The sequence below is a fragment of the Vallitalea maricola genome (assembly GCF_036985595.1).
In the GTDB taxonomy this organism is placed as follows: Bacteria; Bacillota; Clostridia; order Lachnospirales; family Vallitaleaceae; genus Vallitalea; species Vallitalea maricola.
Genome location: NZ_BTPU01000022.1, coordinates 36,717 through 57,255, shown reverse-complemented (window position 1 = coordinate 57,255; position 20,539 = coordinate 36,717). Strand labels below are relative to the sequence as shown.

The window sequence follows — 20,539 nt, the reverse complement described above, 5'->3', positions numbered from 1 at the left end:
TTTTTTTAATAGCGTAGCAGACTCGTGGGATGAAATGTGCAACCATGATATGAAAAAAGTAGAATACATTCTGGACTTGGTAGATATACAGGCTGGAAGTAGAATTCTGGACGTGGGTACTGGAACAGGAGTTTTGATTCCAAGTTTGTACAAAAGAGTTACTGGTTCAGGTAAGATCAAAGCTGTTGATATGGCGGAAAAGATGATAGAAGTAGCTAGGAAGAAAAATAATTACGATAATGTAGTCTTTGAATGCAATGATATACTAAAAAATAAAGATGATGAAGCATACTATGATTACATTATATGTTATTCCATGTTTCCTCATTTTCACTGTAAAGAAGAAGCAGTAGAAAAACTTTCTAGGAAATTAAAGAGAGGTGGTAAACTTACTATCTGTCACTCTCAAAGTAGAGATGCTATTAACAAGCTTCATAAAAGAGTTGATGATACTGTTAAAGAAGATAATCTGCCTGAAATGGAAAAATTAGAACAATATTTTTCAGAATATGGGTTGAAAGTTGTAGAGCAAGTTGATAATGAGGATATGTTTGTAGTAATAGGAAGTAGATAATTAAGGTTATAAGTATTTATAGAATTGAACTTGACAAAGTGGATATAACTGATATTACTCTTTGGTTTGGTCATGTAGATATACATCAATATTGATAATATAATTTAAAAATATGCAAAAATGCAATTGAAGTATAAAATTTTCTCAGTTATAATAACACCAATGAAAGTTATGGTGATATAATGAATACGAAATTTTCAATTGGAGAAATGTCAAAATTATATAACATATCAATAAAAACCTTACGATACTACGATGAAATAGGTCTATTCAAACCTATCAAAGTTAATGAAGATAGTGGATACAGGTACTATTCCCATGAACAATTCGAGCAATTGAATACAATAAAATACTTGAAATTTTTAGGAGTACCTTTAAAAGAAATTAAGGATTACTTGGAAATCAGAGATATTGACCATTACTTAAAAATGCTAAACAAAGAAAAAGATATAGTTACTGAAAAAATAAAAATCCTAGAAAAGATTACTAAAAGACTAGATAATCAAATAGAGGAAATTAATCAAGTAAAAAAAATAGATAAAATAGGGATTGTCCATATCAAAGATATTCCAGAACGAAAAATAATTAGCCTAAAAGAAGAAATCAATTCTAATCTTGAACTAGAACTTTCCTTACGAAAATTGGAAAACCTAAGTAAGAAAAAATTACCTATTGTAATTGGACGAGTAGGGGTAACTCTTAGTATGGATAATATTATTAATAATATTTATAGAAACTATAATTCTGTTTTCATTCTTCTTGAAGAAGATATGGACAGCGACATGATAACAACCCTAAAACCAGGTAAATATGCTAGCATATATTACAGAGCTTGTGACCACAAAGAATCACCAAAATACTATGAAATGATACTTGAATACCTTAAAAACAATGGTTATAAAATTAATGGGGACAGCATCGAACGAGTAATAATCAATGAATATAAATCAAATAACGCACATGATTATCTTACAGAGATTCAAATTCCTGTAGCACATTTATAAATAATATTCATTAAAATAAAGGTGGTTAAGTAGAATAAATAACCACCTTTAATATGTGAATAGAAAATAATCTATATCTTAAACTTACCTATAACGTTCTGTAGGTCAGTTGCCATATTAGCTAATGATTCACTGGCATTAGCTATTTCTTCAATAGCCGTTGTTTGTTCCTCTGTAGAGGCTGATGCTTGTTGAGTACCTGCCGCATTTTCCTCAGCTATAGCAGCTAGATTTTGGATAATGCCAAGTAGTTCATCTTTTTTTGCATCTATATCCTTACTCATATCTTTTAGTTCATTAGTTGTTTCACCATTAAATTTTACTGAATCAGAAATTTCAGTATACTTATTTTCGGCAATCTTTATGTATTCTATTTGATCTTTTATAATATCAACAACTTGATTTATTATTTTTACTGATACTTCCGAGTTTCTTTGTAATTCATTCACGGCATCATCAATAACTTTAGTTGAACTAGCTGATTGTTCTGCCAGAGTTCTTATCTCATCTGCTACAACAGCAAATCCTTTACCTGCTTCCCCAGCTCTAGCTGCTTCAATTGCAGCATTTAAAGCAAGAAGATTCGTCTGTTCTGCTATCAATGAAATAACTTGACTTGCTTTACTGATGTTGTCTACACTTTCACTAGTCTTTATTATTCCATCATAAACTTCTTTAGCTCCTTTACCACTATCATCTGCTTTTTCTGTTAAAGTATGTATAGTCTCCAAGCCTTCTTTAGTTAAGTCAATAACTTGCTTTGATATATTGTATGACTTATCAATTGTTTTGATATTCTGTTCTATAAGGCCATTTAATTCTGATAGTTTGATGGTACCATCTTCAGTTTCTTGTGCTTGTGATGAGGCACCATTTGCAATCTCTTCAATAGTTTCAGCCATTTCTTGTGAAGCTACAGCGGCTTGTTGTGAAGTTGCAGTTAATTCTTCTGAGGATGATGTTACCTGTTGAGAAGCATCTATTATATTATATACAAGAAGCTTTAGGTTTTCATTAATGTTTTCAAAAGATTTACTAAGTAGGCCTATTTCATCTTTCCTGTTTAGAAAGCGTTTTGGAACATCTTGTGTCAAATTTCCTTTGGCTATTAATTCAGCATGTTCAGATGCTCTAATTATTGGTTTAGCTATCATATGTCCTATTCTTAATATTAATAAAGATACAATAATAAGAATGATTATGGAAATAATTAATAAGGTCACTTTCAAAGAAGATAAACCAGACAACATCTCAGATTCTAATGCAGTAACTGAAATACTCCAATCCGTATTAATAATAGGGGCATATCCTGCAATTTTATGGTCCCCGAAATAATAATATTCACCACTGCCAATTTCTTTGTTCATCATTTTCTTTGTGATCTTTGATAACTGTTGATGGTCTTTATTATCAAGGGATTGTTGATATAAATCGGTTCTATCAGTAACCAAATCAATATTCTTATGTCCTACAATAATACCTTCAGAATTTACTACAAAAGCATATCCTGATTCTCCTAATGTAATATCACTTACTAATTTACTTAGACTACTCCCATCACGAATAGCTACTAAACTACCTATAATTTCATTGTTATATTTAATTGGAGTGGCATAAGCTATAACTAAAGAATGAGAACCTACTTTACTAACCAAAATATCTGATATACAAGATTCACCTTTTAGAGATCTCTTGATATAATCTCTATCTGATAAATCAACATTATCTCCATTAGTACAAGAACCGATTCCGGTTTTATCTACAATATACATCCTAAGATGATCTCTTCTTGAAACTTCATCTTTCAGGACAGTTAATTTATCTTCCACTGAATGATTTGGGTTGTAGATGATATCATTATTTGCAACAGTTTCAAGATTGACAATTTGTCCATTAATTCTACTTTCAATAGTTTTAGCTGATTGAACTGCAATTACTTCTAAATCTTCCTTTTTACTATTAATCAATGAGTTTGATGATAAGATATAGGAAATTATTCCAAGAGATCCTACTGCAATAATAAAAATGATGCTGAATACTATAATGAGCTTTGATTTTATACTTTTCATTGCTACACCTCCAACTAGATTATGTATTTTGAGTATAACAAAATCTACATAATTCGTCAACAAATTGCATTTTTATTCGCCAAAATTATACAATAATACCTATTCATAAAAGAATTTATATTTGTAATAATATAATAAATAAAATTAAAGGTGTTATATTTTGTATAAATATTATAATGGAAATGCCTGTGAAAAATTAATATAATATATACCACTGAAATACTTGATAATGATATATAATTTTCTTATAAGTATTCTCTAATATTGGTGAAATGTATTGACTCTCCCCTTACTGGATGCTTTTTAATATAAGCATCAGGTTAATTTTACTTATTAGGAGGTTATTATGTTAGGGACAATAGTTAATGCAAGTGCAATAATTATAGGAAGTTTTGTTGGTGCTATCTTCAAGAAAGGTATCAAAGAAAAAAAGAAAGCAGTATTACTTCAAGCAATAGGACTAGTAGCTATCTCATTGGGAATCACATGGATAGTTACTAATCTCAGTAAAAGTAATGAGCCACTCTTATTTATTGCCAGTATGGTCATAGGTGGGCTAATAGGTGAAACTATTGATATAGAGGAAAAAGTCAACAAACTAGGGAAAAGATTGAATAGCAGTAAAGATAATAAACTCATTGAAGGATTGACAACTGCTGTACTTCTTTTTTGTGTTGGTACATTATCTATATTGGGACCTATAGAAAGTGCATTAAAAGGTGATAATACTCTGCTTTTTACAAATGCCATGTTGGATGGAATTACCTCCATGATACTGGCAACAACCTTTGGGATTGGTATCATGCTATCAGGAGTCATATTATTTATATGGCAGGGAACAATATTTTTGTTGGCTCAGTTCATAGGACCATATGCTTCACCAGAAATACTTAATCAAATATCCATCATTGGTGGGATACTTATTTTTAGTACAGGAATAAATATACTGGAAATAAAGAAGATAAAAACTATAAATCTTATTCCAGCTCTTTTTATACCTGTGATTTATAATATACCATTCATTAATAAATTTTTTAATGAATTATTGGGCTATTTCGTACATTAATTTTTTTATTCCTAATAGATATAATTAATATGTTATTAAAAGCCAATGTAACAAAGATACTCTAATGTAAAGTTTTGATATTTACAACTTACTATAATTATGATAGAATGAAAAATGACTACAAACGTAATGCGTTGAATGGTACTTAATAAAAATAAACTTGCATTCTAAGACATTTAGTTAGTTGTATAGTATTAAAAACTACAAGGAGGAATAAAATGTTCAAGAAAAGTTTCAAGACAATCATACTCATAATGGTAGTAATGGCATTAAGTATAACAAGTTTTGCAGGGGGGTGGGATGTATCATCAGCAAGTTCATGGGCACAACCTGAGATCGAAGAGGCTTATTCCTATGATCTTATGCCATATAAACTTATGTCAAGTAATTTGAAAAATAAAATTACACGTGCAGAATTTGCTTCACTTGTCGTTAAAATGTATGAAACAATAACAGGTGAAGTGGTTGAACAGGCATCAATGGACACTTTTACAGATACAGATGATGCAGATGTGTTAAAAGCTAATACACTAGGGATAATGTTAGGTTCAAACAAACAAGCTAAACCTAATGATCTAGTTACAAGACAGCAGATGGCTGTTATGTATTATAGAACTCTTAGTAAAGTATATGACTTCTTTGGGGAAGAAATGGAAAATACAGATGGAGTTTTAACAATTAATGATAAGAAGTCAATAGCTGACTGGGCTGTAGAAGCCGTAGATTATATTAATGAGAATAATATAATGAAAGGTAGTAATGGTAACTTTAATCCAGCAGATAATGCACCTATTGAACAAGCGGTCATCGTTGTAAAAAGAATCTATGTAGATGAAAAAGATTTGGCAGAAGGTACTAGGAATATTGATCTATCTAAGGGCTATACATATAAATTAGATGCATATGGGGAAAAGTTTACAATTACATATAATGCTAATGGAAAAACAAACACCATAAAACCAGGGGATAATTCAGTTTTAGGCATCTATGGAAATGATGCTCATAATTCTAAGATATATTATAAGGTAGTTGATAAGGATGTAAATGATGAAACAGGCGCTAACTCATACAGTTATGATGTTGCAACTAATGAATCCACTTGCTTAGATGATTATTTTGGATATGAAATATCAACTATAGCTCTTATTAATAGTGGAACTTACAAAGGTAATATCTTAGTATATCCATATGAAGATACTGTTAATGTATATTCAGATAAACTGGAATTAGTATGTACCCTTGAAGGAATGGTTACTGCTGAAAATGCAAATACAATGATTGACAATAAATTGAATCCGCCAACAGCATCTATGGAATTTGAGAATAGACTTCTCTATGGTAGTAATAAAGGAGATGCAACTTCTACTAGCTATTTTAATTTATATGGAAGTAAAGAGTCTAAAACAATTCAACAACAGTTGTTAGGATTAAATGCTTGTTCAACTATGCAAGATATAGAAACTGGTAATGGTCCAATGTTATTAGCTTGTGATTCAAAAGGAGATAGTTATAAGCTTGATGCTTCTATGCGTAGCATTGATTGTAGATTCCAAGTTAAGACAGCAAATACACATGATGATGCTGCAAATGCAGGGATAGTACTTGGGGTATATAAACCAGGAACTGGTAATGATCAATATTACGGTTACTATATAGGTATAGCTCCAAAAAGAAAAGCTGTATATGTAGGAAGATCCAATTATAATTGGAATGAGTTACTTTCTGCCAATATACCAGACTATATAGATCCTTATGATTGCCGTGTACATGTTACTCTTAAAACCAGCTATTTCGATGGAAGTTCAAGTTATAGATTGACTGTTACATTAGAAGGTGAGAGGGAAGATGCAGTTGTCATTGATAATAAGTTCTTAGGCAGCACATCAGGTGCTCATACTTCTTATGGAGCAAAATACATACCATCTTTTTCAGGGGAATTTGGTATTAGATCATATAAGAGTGATGTAGAATTTCCATACTTTGAAATAACTAGGAGATAGAAGAAACGAAGAAATACAGATTAGCAATCATATAGGGGGATGTATTCCCCCTATAATATTAAACAACTAATGTTTAATATTACTTTACAGGTCTTATTTTTGGACCTTTTTTCTTTGCTCTTTTCCGTGTTTTCCTTTTGATTATAAGTATTAATATAAGCAATATAGAACCTATACCTATACCTATATATAATTTTTTATCAATATTTTTTTCTACGAATGCCAAATTAAAGCTGTTTGAGTTAGATTCAAATGTCAGATAACTACCATCTGCTTTTGATTTAGCCTTTTTCCATTTGTTACCTTCTCTTTTGTATAAGATAACTTTTTTCTTGGTTTCAGGTTTCTTGATTCTATAAGTGTATGGTTCATTAGGTACTTTACTTAATTGTACACACCATTCTTCAATGGTTTTATGATTATCAATCATTTTAGTAGGTGATTCTACTTGTTCAATTTTTAGGGTTTCATCAGGGTTGAATGATCCTTCTACCAATAACTTTGGATGAGGATTGTCACTATCTGATGATAATACTTGTATCATTGGAGTATATATTGCTTCCAGCTTTTTTGAAAAGGTCAAGTTGTTGTAATCATATGATGGCCAGCTGCTATAGTATCCTTCTTTTTCAGGGATTGCAGGCAGTTTATTACTATCAAATGTATCCCCATATTCAAATGGTATTTCTTTAACTATTTTATTATCAACAACAAAGGTTAACTTGAATGATTTGAATGATTCTGGCAGTTCTTCATTTAGAACAAATTCATCATAAGATTGAGGAATGGCTTTTCCACCATAACTTATACTGTCTACACCCTCTACTTCACCTTTAACAAAATAATTGTTTGACATTTTACCACTTATATCTCCTGCTACAGCACCTGTAAATTCATTAGAATTATTGACCTTAACTAATGAAAGACAGTTATAAATGTCAGCACCATATCCAGCTATTCCCCCTACATAATCTTTGCCGCTAAGTTCACTTAGAGAATAACATCTTCTAATCACGCTATTAGATGAACCAACAATACCTCCTGTGTAGTTGCCATCTAGACTTTCTATAAAACCATAATTTTCACTTTTAATAAGTAGACCTAAATCCATTCTGCCTATTATACCACCAGCGTAATTCTTCTTTGCTTGGATATTACCTTTGTTGATAGATGACATGAGCAAAGCTTTTGTCTGGTATTTGAAATTGAAAGATGTATTACCTTTATTAATGATATCATCTTCTGGGTCAAAGTCATATTCAATTGCCATTGAACCTGCGATACCACCAATATTTACATCTCCAAGGACATCACCATCATTATAACAATCTTTTACTATACCTTTTTCCTTGGTCACTTCTTCTTCAGGAGATTGGTCGGAAATATCTTCAAATAAATCTTTGTTATCAAAAGACAAGGAATTCAATCCATCCCTTATTATATCAACAATAACTTCAAACTGTTTGTTGACAGCTCTTATATTCTTATGAAAAGAGTCAGATGACCCTTTTACTTCTTCATTCAGTAAAGATAATTCTTCAGATATACTATCTATTTCTTTAAATAAGGAATCACTTGTTTCAGTTACATAATCTTTTAACTTAGGTATCTGTAGTTTCTCATAATCATTAAGCTCTTCAATTATGGATTTTATATCTGTCATAGCAGTGGTACATTCTTTAGAACAATTAGTGAAATATTCCATCCCCTTGGAAATATTTTTCATAGCCTCAGTAGTAGCATCTGTTGCAAGATCTAAGTCTTCTAAGACATAGTCCATATCTATTAAAGCATCATTCATGTTAGTTGATAGATGTTTCATATCTTCAATAGCAAAGTTGATATATGCAAATGCTTGTCTAATAAGAGCTTGATCATCAGTAAATTCTTTATAAAATACATCAAGAGCATGTGTTATCTTGGTGTTGGCACTGGAAAGTTTTTCTTTCATGGTTTTAAGATTATCTTGTATATCTTCACTTATTTTATCCCAGTCTGTACTTAGCGGATTATCAACCTTTTTTAATGCATCTGCTATCTTTTCAAGGGCTTCAATACCTGCTTGTGCTGCATCATCAAGGTCTTCTAAACCACTTTTGAGTTCTTTGATAGCTTTTTCCATCTCATCTGAATTTTCAGCAGCTGTTTGTATGATTTTAGTTGCGGCAGAGATATTATTCAAAGCTGCAGTAGCATTGTCATGTGCCAAATGCAGGTCATCAAAAGCATCAGCTACATCCTTTAAGCTATTATTGATATCTTTTGATGATTTTGCTAGTTGGTCAAAGCCTTTTCTGAACTCATCAAAACCTTTAGTTAATTCCTCAGATGCATTTACAAATGAATCAAGAACAGGTTCTAATTGATCCATAGTATGTCTTATTCTATCTATACCAGTATTAGCTACGGCTGTTGAATCATCAATATAATTAGTTGTATAATTAGCTAGGTCATGCATTTTATTAGAAGCAGCTGAAGTAAGGTTATTTAGGTTATCCAGTCTGCTTGAAATAGTTTGTGAAGATTTTTCGCTGTCATTGATTAATTGGTTAACCTGTTTATTAAGAGTACCTAACTCATTATCAATCTGTTCTAGTGTATCTTCTGAGAATAATAGACGGATAGATGGTTCTGCTTGACCTATGACACCACCTATATCTTTACGTCCTTTGACTACACCATAGTTCTTACAATTAGATACATAACCTGATTGCCTTCCAATTATGCCTCCTATATTATAACCTACATGATGGTAACCGATAGCACCACGATTTTCACTTGATTCTACGATACCTTGATTATATCCAACAACTCCCCCGGTATCAGTTAAAGCATCAATATTTTCAGTTGAATTCAATTGTTCTAAGTTTATGTCTTTTATATTATAAGATGCCATATCTTTGTTTTGAACTATACCATCATTTGTTGTATTTACATTACTGTGATTGACACATTCTAATATGTAACCTACATTTTGACCTGCGATTCCGCCTATGTAATGTTCTCCCATGATTAGACCATTAGATGTACAATTTGCAATTTTACCAGATTTATCATTGTATCCAGCTATGCCACCAATGCTTGTTGAACCTTTCACAGTTCCATGAAAAGAACAATTAATGATTTGTCCTCTGTTTGTACCAACAATTCCACCTATTTCTTTCTTAGTACCGCTGGGTCTTACATTGCCTTTTACAGTAAGATTTTTGATTATACCATTCTCTTGTAGATATCTGAACAATCCTTGGTCTGAGCCAGAATCATGAGTATTTAAACCACTTATTGTATGGTTGTTTCCGTCAAAGATACCAGAAAAGCTTGGTATTGGTTCAAAAGATATAGAGGATAGGTTGATATCGCCTGTCAATGTAACAATAATGTTCTCTGAGAAGGTATCTAAACGACAGTTCTCTGAAAGTTTTTGTAAATCATCAGATGTATAAATGTATATGACATTAGAAGTTGTTTCTGCTGTAGAATCATAAGTAAATGTGAATAACATAAATATTGATAATACAACAGAAAGATATATTTTTAATCTTTTCAATCTACAACCTCCTCTCTCATTTCCAATTCTTTATTATCAGTTGTTACGCTTCCCATTTCAACTATACCTTTTACTTCGCCTTTAATAGTACCTTTTATTTCTGCATCTACATATCCTGAGATATACCCTTGTAATCGACCATTCATTTTCAGATTTCCTCTATGGAGTGTTATTATACCTCTTCTTTTTAATACAAAAGCAGTTTTTTCTATTATTTTATCACCAAACAACAGTGTTTGAGGTAATACACCCATAACTAGGATGAGCGATATTATGGTACCTCTTCCCAAGCAGGTTCCGATAGAAGATATTGCATAGTCTGAAGTTATTCTACCAATTAATATACCGGCTGAGGCTAATATGGTACCTGATGTAATGATAGTAGGAAAAGCTTGATTCAGCGATTGTATCATTGCCTTATTTATTGGCATGAATTTCTTTAATTCCATATAGCGGCTCGTTATTACTATGGCATAATCTATGGTAGCACCCATCTGTATTGATGTAACAACAAGATAACTCATGAAGAATATATTGGTATCTTGAATTACTGGAAAAGAGAAGTTAATCCATATACTACCTTGTATTGTTAAAACCAACAATACTGGAACACCTGCTGATTTAAAGGTAAATAATAAGATAATCATTACAAATAGCCCTGATAGAATACTGATGATTAGATTATCTTTTGCAAAAAAGGCACCTAAATCATTATCACTGGTAGTAGCACCGGCGAAATGCACTTCATCATAATATTTATCTGCTATTGTATGGAATTTATCTAACCAGCTAAAAGCTTCTTCACCTTCTTCAGGCATATTCAAATTTAGTAATAACCTTGAATATTTATCACTTTCCAATTGAGCTTTCCCTTCACATAACTTCTCATACAAATCATTCATTTTATTTTCTAATTCTTCATCTAGATTATAATATCCAGCTTCTTTTTGATTGTATAGGAATATAAATATATCAATCAATGGTACGTCATATTCATCCAGACCGTTAACCAATTTGCTGTATGTACCTTGTTCGATTGCATAAGCTTGGTATAGTAATTTTGATATTTCTATATCTATGTCTATTAGTTCAGCAAATTGTCTTGGATTCAGTTTATCAGTAACATAATATCTTTCATCTACTTTGGTGTTTGCAAGTCCAATAGCAGAATCTGTTACTTTGAGTTTTTCATAATCCTTTAACAGCTTGCCTTCTAATTCATAATTTCCTGATGGTACCATAATCGCTAATAGATTATTACTTCCAAATGTTTCTTCTATCTTCTTCTTAGCAATTTGAGTCTCATTTTGTTTTACCGTAGTTAAAGTACTATAACCATATACATAATGAGTTTGATTTGATAAGTAAAGAGCACCCACTACAATAACAACAAATAATGGAGGAATGATATATCTTGTTTTTACTACGAATTTTCCCCAATTAGTTATTGATGGTACAAAATTTTTATGTACAGTTTTATCCATTGAGTTGCTAAATACCATCAATAATCCTGGCATTAATGTAAAAACAATCAATAAGCTGAATAATAAAGCTTTTATTAGTACAAGGCCCATATCAAAACCTAGTTTGAACTGCATGAACATCAAAGCCATTAAACCAGATATTGTTGTCAAACTACTTGATGAAATTTCAGGGATTGCTTTACTAAGAGCTTTAATTGCCGCTTCTCTTGCTGGTAGATGTTCTCTTTCTTCAGTGAATCTATGGCATAATATTATTGCATAATCAATAGCCAACGCTAATTGCAGAACTACCGCAATGGAGTTGGATATAAATGAAATCTCCCCATACAAGAAATGGGTTCCCATATTAAGGATGGCAGCAACACCAAATGTAAGTACTAAAACTGGTATTTCCATATAAGTTTTTGAAGTAAACAGTAAAACACCTAAGATAATGAATATAGCTACAACTAAAACCAATTTTATTTCAGATTCCAATGAAGCAACTGAGTCCTCGGTGATGGTACTGGATACGTAGTAATCGTAGTTATCTAAATAAGCAAGAACGTCTTTCATGGCATTTTGTGTTATTTCATCTTTATCTTCTCCTTTGAAGGATATTGAAAAAAGTGCTGATGCCAATTTGTAATGATCTATAGTTTCATCAAACTCAATACGAGATATACCTTCTATTTTTTCTAGATCCTCTTTTATTGATAGGGCTCTGTCATATGTAATATTTGATACCATGACTTTTGCTGTACCATATGTTATGAACTCTTCTTCCATAATGGTAAGTCCTTGTCTTGTCTGAGTTGTCTCAGGTAAATATGTAGTGATGTCATTATTAACAGATACCCATGATTTAGAAAAAACGCAAAATATAACTAATATTGTATATACTAGAAAAAAGGCGTTTCTCTTATCTATAATTTGAGTTGATAATTTTTCCATAAATGATACCTTGTTTTCTTTTTCCGCCATAAGCTACCCTCCTTCATGTAATTGAATGTATAAAAGAAAGTATAAAACAATTACCAACAATATACAATAGTCATTTTTACAAGATATATATTATACTGCTTAGTTTTTTATGTATATAGCATAGTATGCATAAGAATCAGTATATATATTTTTAAGATTATAGAAAATTAACACTTTCATATTTTCTTTTAAAATCTTATAATATAATTATAAGAAATGAGGTATTAAAATGGCTGATTATTATGAGATGACATGTTCTGTAGCTTGTAATAGCTTAAAAGGGAAGCACCATCCTTATGGATGGGATTTAAATATATATAGAGGTTGCGAGCATGGATGCAAATATTGTTATGCCATGTATTCACACCAATATATGAAGGCGAAGAAATTTTTCAGTGATATATATGTAAAAACAAATATTGTAGAACAGTTGGAGAGACAGCTTTCTAGTTCATCTTGGAAAAGGGAAGTAGTCAATATAGGTGGTGTTACCGACAGTTATCAGCAGGCAGAGAAACAGTATAAACTTATGCCTGATATTCTAAGGCTTCTAATAAAGTATAAAACTCCATGTATAATCTCTACAAAATCAGATTTGATCTTAAGAGATTATGATTATATTGCAGAGCTTTCAGATATTACCTATGTTAATGTTGCTTCAACCATTACTTGCATGGATGAACATATACGAAAAAAGATAGAGCCTAATAGCGTAGAATCCACTAGAAGGTTTGCTGTGTTAAAAGAGTTTTCTAAAACAAATGCTTCAACTGGACTGCATTTTATGCCTATTATTCCATATATAACAGATAACAGGGATAATGTAGATTCCTTATATTATAATGCTGCTAAGTGTGATGTGGATTACGTTTTACCAGGAGTACTTTATTTACGAGGAAAGACTAGGGAGGTATTTTTTGATTTTATGTATCAGGAATTTCCTCATTTATTTGAGCAATTCAAGAAATTGTACAGTACTGGTGGAGCAGATAAGAATTATAAAGACAAGCTATATTTAATGGTAAATGAATTAAAGGATAAGTATAATCTCTCAAATAGTTATACTAAACCTTATAAAGAGAAGTTGAATCAAACTAATTATGAACAGTTAACACTTTTTTGAAAAAAAGATCAAAATTTGCTAGGAAGAGTACGAGTAAAATAATATAATATTTTATACTATACATTATTAGCATATAGTATAATAAGAATATATTATAATCTAATAATAAACTTATAAGATACTTAAAAAGTATGCATAACTAATTTAACAAAATACTTTTGAAAGGTTGATAATGTATGTATGAGATTAAAAAATGCTCTGAGGTATCAGACTCAATTGTATTCAAAACTTTTACAGATGGATTTGCAGATTATATGATTCATGTTGAGATGGATGAAGAATTTTTCCTAAATAGATTCTTCGGACCAGAAGGTAATGATAAAGAATTATCATTTATAGCATTTAAAGAAGATGTACCAGTAGGTATCACTTTGGGTGGAGTAAAGGACGGTGAACATGTTAAGACATTAAGATGCGGTGGGATGTCACTGATTCCTTCTGAAAGAGGTAGTGGACTGGCTAAGACTTTAATGGAATATCATGAAAAGAAAGCTAGGGATATTGGATGTAGACAACTATTTCTTGAAGTAATTAAAGGTAATGACAGAGCGATTAATTTTTATAATAAGATGGGCTATGAAAAGGTATATAATCTAACTTATAGAAAATGGGAGATAAAAGATAATAATACCATGGGGAATAGTCCTTATGACAATAAAGTAGAAGATATAACTTTTGGAGATATTAAATCATTAAGAGACATTGATTACTCACATTTACCATGGCAGAGTGATTTTCCATATTTCAGAAATCTAGATTGTAATTACTATGGTATAAGGGAAAATGGAAACATTGTTGCAGGGATTGTAGCAAATAATAAACGTTTGATTTACTTATGGGTACATCCAGAATATCGAATGAAAGGATATGGGAAAGCATTATTGAATAAAGTTATTACAGTACTAAAACCAGAAGATTTTAATGTTGTATATGCTAATAATTCCCAGATACATACTTTTTGTAATTATTTTAATATGAAAATGGAATCAATAAGTCAATTTGAAATGTATAAGTGGTTGTCTTAATTAATATGTGAAATGTGTACTTGGTTAATTAATTAACTAAGTACATATTTATAAAAATGGATAAAATTTCTTCAAAAAGTATAGTATATATTACACTTGAAATAATATATATTTTTTTGTAAAATAAAACTGTAGATAATTGTTAAATAAATAACAAGGAGATGACATCATGAGAGCAGCATTATGGTATGAAAAAAACGATGTAAGAGTTGAAGAAATTGATGAACCAAAAGTAACAGAAGGAAATGTAAAAATTAAAGTAAAATGGTGTGGAATATGTGGTTCAGATCTACATGAATATCTAGCAGGTCCAATATTCATTCCAGTAGATAAACCTCATCCATTAAGTAATAATATAGCTCCTGTAGTGCTAGGACATGAATTTTCTGGTGAAGTAGTAGAGATAGGAAACAAAGTTGCTGACTTAAAAGTTGGAGATAGAGTTGTTGTAGAACCTATAGTGGCATGTGGAGAATGTCCTGCTTGCAGAGAAGGAAAATATAATTTATGTGAGAAATTAGGCTTCCATGGACTATGTGGAAGCGGTGGAGGATTCGCTGAATATACAGTATTCCCAAGGGAATTCGTTCATAAGATCCCAGATAATTTATCTTATGAAAAAGCTGCATTAATAGAACCTATGTGTGTTGCACTTCATTCATTAAGAGTGGGTAAATTTATGACTGGTCAAACTGCTATAGTTTTAGGTGCAGGTCCAATCGGTCTTGCTACGATAGAATGTCTAAAAGCTGCTGGAGCCAAATTAGTTGTAGTTCTTCAAAGAAAATCAGTAAGGCAAGAATATGCTAAAAGAGCAGGAGCTGATATAGTACTTGATCCTAATGAAGTAAATATACCTGAAGAAGTTAAAAAATTAACAAATGGTTTAGGTGTTGACGTGGCTTTTGAAACAACTGGAGCACAAATTGGCTTTGATATAGGAATAGATAGTATTAAATATGAAGGAACAATGGTTATTACAAGCATATGGGAAAGTGAAGTAAAAGTAAATCCAAATGTATTAGTATTTACTGAAAAGAATATTGTGGGTACACTTGCATATCGTCATGAATTCCCTGCTACTATTGCTCAAATGAGTGATAATAGAATCAAGGCAGATGGATATATTACTAAGAGAATTCATCTTGAAGATATTGTAGAAGAGGGATTCAAGACATTAGTCGGCAAGGATAAGAAAAAACATGTGAAAATTCTTGTAACACCGGACAAATCACTCCTTTAAGTAAACAAGTACTGTATTGGTTATAATGAATAAATTAATAGATAAAAATAAAAACCCTAATTTCTATATTTAATAGATTTTGGGGTTTTATACTTTGTTTTATGTGTCAGTTTTGAACCTTGTTAATAGGTAATAGATAGAGTATAATGTATTTCAGAAATATAGGAGGATAATTATGGATAACAAACCTAAAGCAGTACTATTTATGCTGATTTCTGCGATTGCTTTTGCTCTTATGCAGACAATGGTGAAATTGGCTGGAGATATACCAACATTTGAAAAAGTTTTATTTAGAAACTTGGTAAGTTTATTTGTTGCACTAAGTGTAATTTATCGTACAAAAACACCTATGTTTGGGAAAAAGGAGAACCAGAAATATCTGTTAGGAAGATCTCTTCTAGGATTAGGAGGAGTAGTTTTTTATTTCTATGCCATCAATAATCTCATAATGGCAGATGCCGCGATGCTTAACAAGTTATCACCTTTTTTTGTAACTATTTTTGCGTGCATATTCCTGAAAGAGAAATTGAATAAGATTCAGATTCCTTCATTGATTATAGTATTCATTGGAGCAATGTTGATCATTAAGCCTGAGTTTAGTTTTGAAGTGCTGCCAGCAGGAGCAGGATTACTTTCGGCAGTATGTGCAGGAGCAGCATATACATTAGTGAGACTATTAAAAAATAAAGAAAACCCATCTACTATTGTGTTTTACTTTTCTTTTGTCTCAGTTATAGTGATGATTCCATTGACTATTTTACATTTTCAGATGCCTGTGGGTATGCAATGGTTATATTTAATAGGGACAGGTATATTTGCTGCTATGGGTCAATATGGATTAACTTTTGCATATAAATATGCACCAGCTTCTGAGATATCCATATATAATTATCTTAGTATAATTTTTGCTGCAATAATGGGCTTTATTGTATGGGGAGAATTACCAGATTGGCTTAGTGTATTAGGAAGTATATTGATTGTTTCCACAGCTATTGTTGCATTTGTTTACCAAAATAAACATATTGAAGAATAAAAAGAAATCCATCAACGCAGCTATTTTATAGCTGCTTTTTTATATATCTAAAAAAATCAAGAGGTCTTCAAAATGAATTATTAAGAAAATATTTATTGGCAATTAAATATTTTTCATATACATTGGATAGAAATTTATAGTAATGAGTCCCATTCAGAATAGAAAGCTCTATAGATAGAATCTATTAAATTAAAGTTTACAAAACAGGACATTAAAAGAGAAGATATTAAATTTTAATTGTGCTAAACTTTTACTCAGGAGGTGAAAATATGGAGTGGTTAACGAAACTGAGTAAAGCAATAGATTATATAGAAGAAAATTTGACAGGAGATATATCATATGATGAAGCTGCTAAGATTGCTTGTTGTTCAACATACTACTTTCAACGAATGTTTTCCTATGTAGCAGATATACCAATATCAAGCTATATACGCCGCAGAAGAATGACAAAAGCCGCTTTTGAACTACAGACAAGTGATAAAAAAGTTATGGATATTGCGTTGAAATATGGTTATGATTCTCCAACTTCTTTTAATCGTGCTTTTCAGAGAGTTCATGGTGTTTCACCTACTGCTGCTAGAAAAGAGGGTACTATTTTAAACTCTTATCCACCTATTAGTTTTAGTATTAAGGTTACTGGAGGTGAAAGTATGAGGTATAGAATTGAGAAAAAGAGTCCTATAAGGATTGTTGGGACTAGAGTTCCATTGAAAGAAGAAGTAGAAGAAAATTTTAAGATAGTACCAAAGTTTTGGTGGGAAACATTAGATAGCAATATATTTACTGAAATATGTAAGCTAACTGATAAAGAGCCAAAGGGTGTATTAGGCATCACAGAATATAAAAACCCAGAAGAGATTTATTACTATATTGGTGCATCAACAGATAAAGAGGTTCCAGAAAGCATGTCTGTTTTGGAAATACCAGAAGCTACATGGGTGATTTTTGAATGCGATGGTCCTTTACCAGAATCAATTCAAACTATATTTAGACGTTTCTTAACAGAGTGGTTACCATTCTCTAGTTATGAATATGCAAGATTACCAGATATAGAAGTTTATCCTGTAAGGGGTGATAAATCAAAATGTATGCATTCAGAAATATGGATAGGTGTAAAGAAAGTCAAGGAGGAAAACAATGAAATATGATATAAAAATCAAAGATATTGAACCAATCAGAGTAGCATCAATGGGTTATAAAGGAAATATTACACAAGCTTCTAGACAGTTTCCCAATGTATTTAAATCCATTAGAGGAAAATCAAACGGCGCCCCATTTTTTGCTTATTATGGTGTAGATGAAAAAACTGGTATAGGTGAATTGGAATTATGTGTTCCTACTGGTGAGACCCCTAATAGTCAAGGGATAACAATAAAAGAATTACCAAGGGTAAAAGGAGCATGTCTTACACATATTGGAAGGTATGATGGATTACCAAAGGCTTATGAAGCAATGAGAAATTATATAGAAGAAAGTAGTCTGAAGGTACAACTGCCTTGGAGAGAAGTATATATAAAAGGACCCGGATTAATATTAAAAGGTAATCCAGATAAGTATATTACAGAGATAATATTCCCTATTGAAGAGGGGGAAAATGATGCTGGCAATTGAGACTGACAAATTGGTTAAACAATATAAAAATGGGGTTAAAGCTCTTGATGGTCTGAATTTACAAGTGAATAGAGGAGAGATATTTTCTCTTCTAGGACCTAATGGAGCAGGAAAATCCTCTATAATAAATATCTTAACAACTTTTTATAAACCTACATCTGGTAAAGTTACTATGTTAGGTAAGGATTTATGTAAAGATCCTTCGTGGATTCGTACTCAGATTGCTTGTGTAGCACAACACATTTCAATTGATGAACATCTATCACTTATGGAAAATATGATGTTTCAAAGCAGAATGTATAAAGTGGATAAACATGTAGCAAGAGAAAGAATTAATTCATTGATTAATAGTTTTGGTCTTGTAAGTTATCTAAAATATCCTACATCATCATATTCAGGAGGGGTAAAACGTAGATTAGATATTGCTATGAATATGGTGTCACTTCCCAAAATACTATTCCTGGATGAACCAACTGTAGGTATGGATGCCATGTCACGAAAATCAATGTGGGAAATGTTGTTAAAGATACGTGATGAATATAAAACTACTATTTTTCTTACAACTCATTATCTAGAAGAAGCAGACCAGTTAAGTAATAATATTTGTATTATGAAACAAGGCAGAGAATTAGCACATGGGACATCTTCAAGCCTACGAGGAATTATTAGACAAAATATGATTCATATAGTATTCACTAATAAGAGGGAAGTTGAAAAATATAAAAATATGCTTGACAGTACTGGTTTGATCAAGTTCAGCAAAGCAAGAGATAATTCTGTATTTATTGGGGTAGAAGATAGTAAAGTAGCGTTTAAAGCTATTAACAAATGGCTGATAGATAATAATGTCAATTTCTGTGCAATTGAGATTGTAGAACCAACATTAGGAGATGTATTTTTAGCATTAACAGACTCGGACAATAATAGAGAGGAGGTACTTATATGCTGAATTTTCTATGGCGTAATATGAAATGGCGTTTTCAGAATCCTATTTCAATATTGATACCAGTGTTACAACCTTTTATCTGGCTTGTTCTATATAGTGCTGTAGCAGGACAGACAATGAAAAGTATAGATAACACTAATTATACTGCTTTTATTTTGCCTGGACTTATTGTGTTAGTTGCCTTCGCATCATCTTGCAGTGGAGGAATAATCAATTTCATCAATAAGTCTAATGGAAGTTTCTATAGAATACTTATAGCTCCTGTAAGTCGAATATCAATAGTACTAGGTCAAATGATGGAATCAGTATTACTATCCTTTTTAGAAATTGCTATATTATGTATTACAGGACTTTTTTTCTCGGTTAGGATAGCATCTGGGATTTTGGGGATTTTTTTAATAATTCTATTAATATTCTTGACAGCGTTCTTTATGTCCGGATTATGTTATTCAATAAGTCTTATGCTTCCTAATGAAGTTATCTATGAGACCATAATGAATGCAATAGTACTTCCTGTTTTCTTTTTAAGTTCTGCATTATTTCCTGTAGACAATTTGTCTGGTGGACTAAAAGTAGCAATCAATCTCAATCCTTTTACACATATAATTAACTCTATACGAAGTCTAATATTTGGAGAATCAATAATGTTAGGTGATATCTTGCCTGTCATATTACTATTTGTTATTTTGTGTTTTTTAAGTTTTGCTCTTGCCTTTAGAAGACTCAATAAGATAACATTATAATATAATTAAAAGCATTTGAATATAATAATTCTTGTGCTTTTATTTTTATGGAATTTTATGGACTTAAAAATATGCTAACCTTATAATTAAACTAGAAAATATGAAGAG

General features: G+C 31.2%; 15 protein-coding genes. 12 read left to right on the top strand and 3 right to left on the bottom strand.

Translation table 11 applies throughout. The annotated features are described in order from the left end of the window. Both AACQ14_RS07300 and AACQ14_RS07295 read left to right on the top strand, forming a co-directional pair. Window positions 1-574: class I SAM-dependent methyltransferase (locus tag AACQ14_RS07300; RefSeq protein ID WP_339362923.1), on the top strand; the 574-nt coding region annotated here is incomplete at its 5' end. 182 nt (window positions 575-756) lie between these two features. Next, window positions 757-1,578, top strand: a complete 822-nt coding sequence (locus AACQ14_RS07295) for a MerR family transcriptional regulator (RefSeq protein ID WP_339362922.1) — start codon at window positions 757-759, stop codon at window positions 1,576-1,578. A gap of 71 nt (window positions 1,579-1,649) precedes the next feature. On the opposite strand, the gene AACQ14_RS07290 is transcribed toward AACQ14_RS07295, so the two are convergent. Then, a complete protein-coding gene (locus AACQ14_RS07290) occupies window positions 1,650-3,647 on the bottom strand; it encodes a methyl-accepting chemotaxis protein (RefSeq protein ID WP_339362921.1) in 1,998 nt (665 codons plus the stop codon). 346 nt (window positions 3,648-3,993) lie between these two features. Between AACQ14_RS07290 and AACQ14_RS07285 the strand changes: the two genes are divergently transcribed. Both AACQ14_RS07285 and AACQ14_RS07280 read left to right on the top strand, forming a co-directional pair. Then, on the top strand, window positions 3,994-4,713 hold the full coding sequence (locus AACQ14_RS07285; protein ID WP_339362920.1) for a DUF554 domain-containing protein: 720 nt from the start codon (window positions 3,994-3,996) through the stop codon (window positions 4,711-4,713). Window positions 4,714-4,931: 218 nt separating this feature from the next. After that, window positions 4,932-6,713, top strand: a complete 1,782-nt coding sequence (locus AACQ14_RS07280) for an S-layer homology domain-containing protein (RefSeq protein WP_339362919.1) — start codon at window positions 4,932-4,934, stop codon at window positions 6,711-6,713. Window positions 6,714-6,792: 79 nt separating this feature from the next. Here the strand turns inward: AACQ14_RS07280 and AACQ14_RS07275 are convergent, their stop codons facing one another. Both AACQ14_RS07275 and AACQ14_RS07270 read right to left on the bottom strand, forming a co-directional pair. Further along, window positions 6,793-10,260 (bottom strand): hypothetical protein, encoded by a 3,468-nt coding sequence (locus AACQ14_RS07275; protein WP_339362918.1) that lies wholly within the window; start codon window positions 10,258-10,260, stop codon window positions 6,793-6,795. Further along, window positions 10,257-12,707, bottom strand: a complete 2,451-nt coding sequence (locus AACQ14_RS07270) for an efflux RND transporter permease subunit (protein ID WP_339362917.1) — start codon at window positions 12,705-12,707, stop codon at window positions 10,257-10,259. Before AACQ14_RS07270 ends, AACQ14_RS07275 begins: the two co-directional genes overlap by 4 nt. A 229-nt stretch (window positions 12,708-12,936) precedes the next feature. Between AACQ14_RS07270 and AACQ14_RS07265 the strand changes: the two genes are divergently transcribed. From AACQ14_RS07265 to AACQ14_RS07230, 8 genes are all read left to right on the top strand, one after another. Next, window positions 12,937-13,830, top strand: a complete 894-nt coding sequence (locus AACQ14_RS07265) for an SPL family radical SAM protein (protein WP_339362916.1) — start codon at window positions 12,937-12,939, stop codon at window positions 13,828-13,830. A 176-nt stretch (window positions 13,831-14,006) separates the two neighbouring features. Continuing rightward, window positions 14,007-14,855 carry a GNAT family N-acetyltransferase gene (locus AACQ14_RS07260; protein WP_339362915.1) on the top strand — a complete coding sequence of 283 codons (849 nt, stop codon included), beginning with the start codon at window positions 14,007-14,009 and terminating at the stop codon, window positions 14,853-14,855. A gap of 169 nt (window positions 14,856-15,024) precedes the next feature. Continuing rightward, window positions 15,025-16,098, top strand: a complete 1,074-nt coding sequence (locus AACQ14_RS07255) for a 2,3-butanediol dehydrogenase (protein ID WP_339362914.1) — start codon at window positions 15,025-15,027, stop codon at window positions 16,096-16,098. Between the two features lie 175 nt (window positions 16,099-16,273). Beyond that, window positions 16,274-17,131, top strand: a complete 858-nt coding sequence (locus AACQ14_RS07250) for a DMT family transporter (protein ID WP_339362913.1) — start codon at window positions 16,274-16,276, stop codon at window positions 17,129-17,131. 269 nt (window positions 17,132-17,400) lie between these two features. Beyond that, complete coding sequence (locus AACQ14_RS07245; protein WP_339362912.1) at window positions 17,401-18,279, top strand: AraC family transcriptional regulator; 879 nt, start codon at window positions 17,401-17,403, stop codon at window positions 18,277-18,279. Next, complete coding sequence (locus AACQ14_RS07240) at window positions 18,269-18,742, top strand: GyrI-like domain-containing protein (protein ID WP_339362911.1); 474 nt, start codon at window positions 18,269-18,271, stop codon at window positions 18,740-18,742. The genes AACQ14_RS07245 and AACQ14_RS07240 overlap by 11 nt, the downstream gene beginning before the upstream one ends. Beyond that, window positions 18,729-19,691 carry an ABC transporter ATP-binding protein gene (locus tag AACQ14_RS07235; protein WP_339362910.1) on the top strand — a complete coding sequence of 321 codons (963 nt, stop codon included), beginning with the start codon at window positions 18,729-18,731 and terminating at the stop codon, window positions 19,689-19,691. The genes AACQ14_RS07240 and AACQ14_RS07235 overlap by 14 nt, the downstream gene beginning before the upstream one ends. Beyond that, complete coding sequence (locus AACQ14_RS07230) at window positions 19,685-20,431, top strand: ABC transporter permease (RefSeq protein WP_339362909.1); 747 nt, start codon at window positions 19,685-19,687, stop codon at window positions 20,429-20,431. Before AACQ14_RS07235 ends, AACQ14_RS07230 begins: the two co-directional genes overlap by 7 nt. Window positions 20,432-20,539 lie beyond the last annotated feature (108 nt).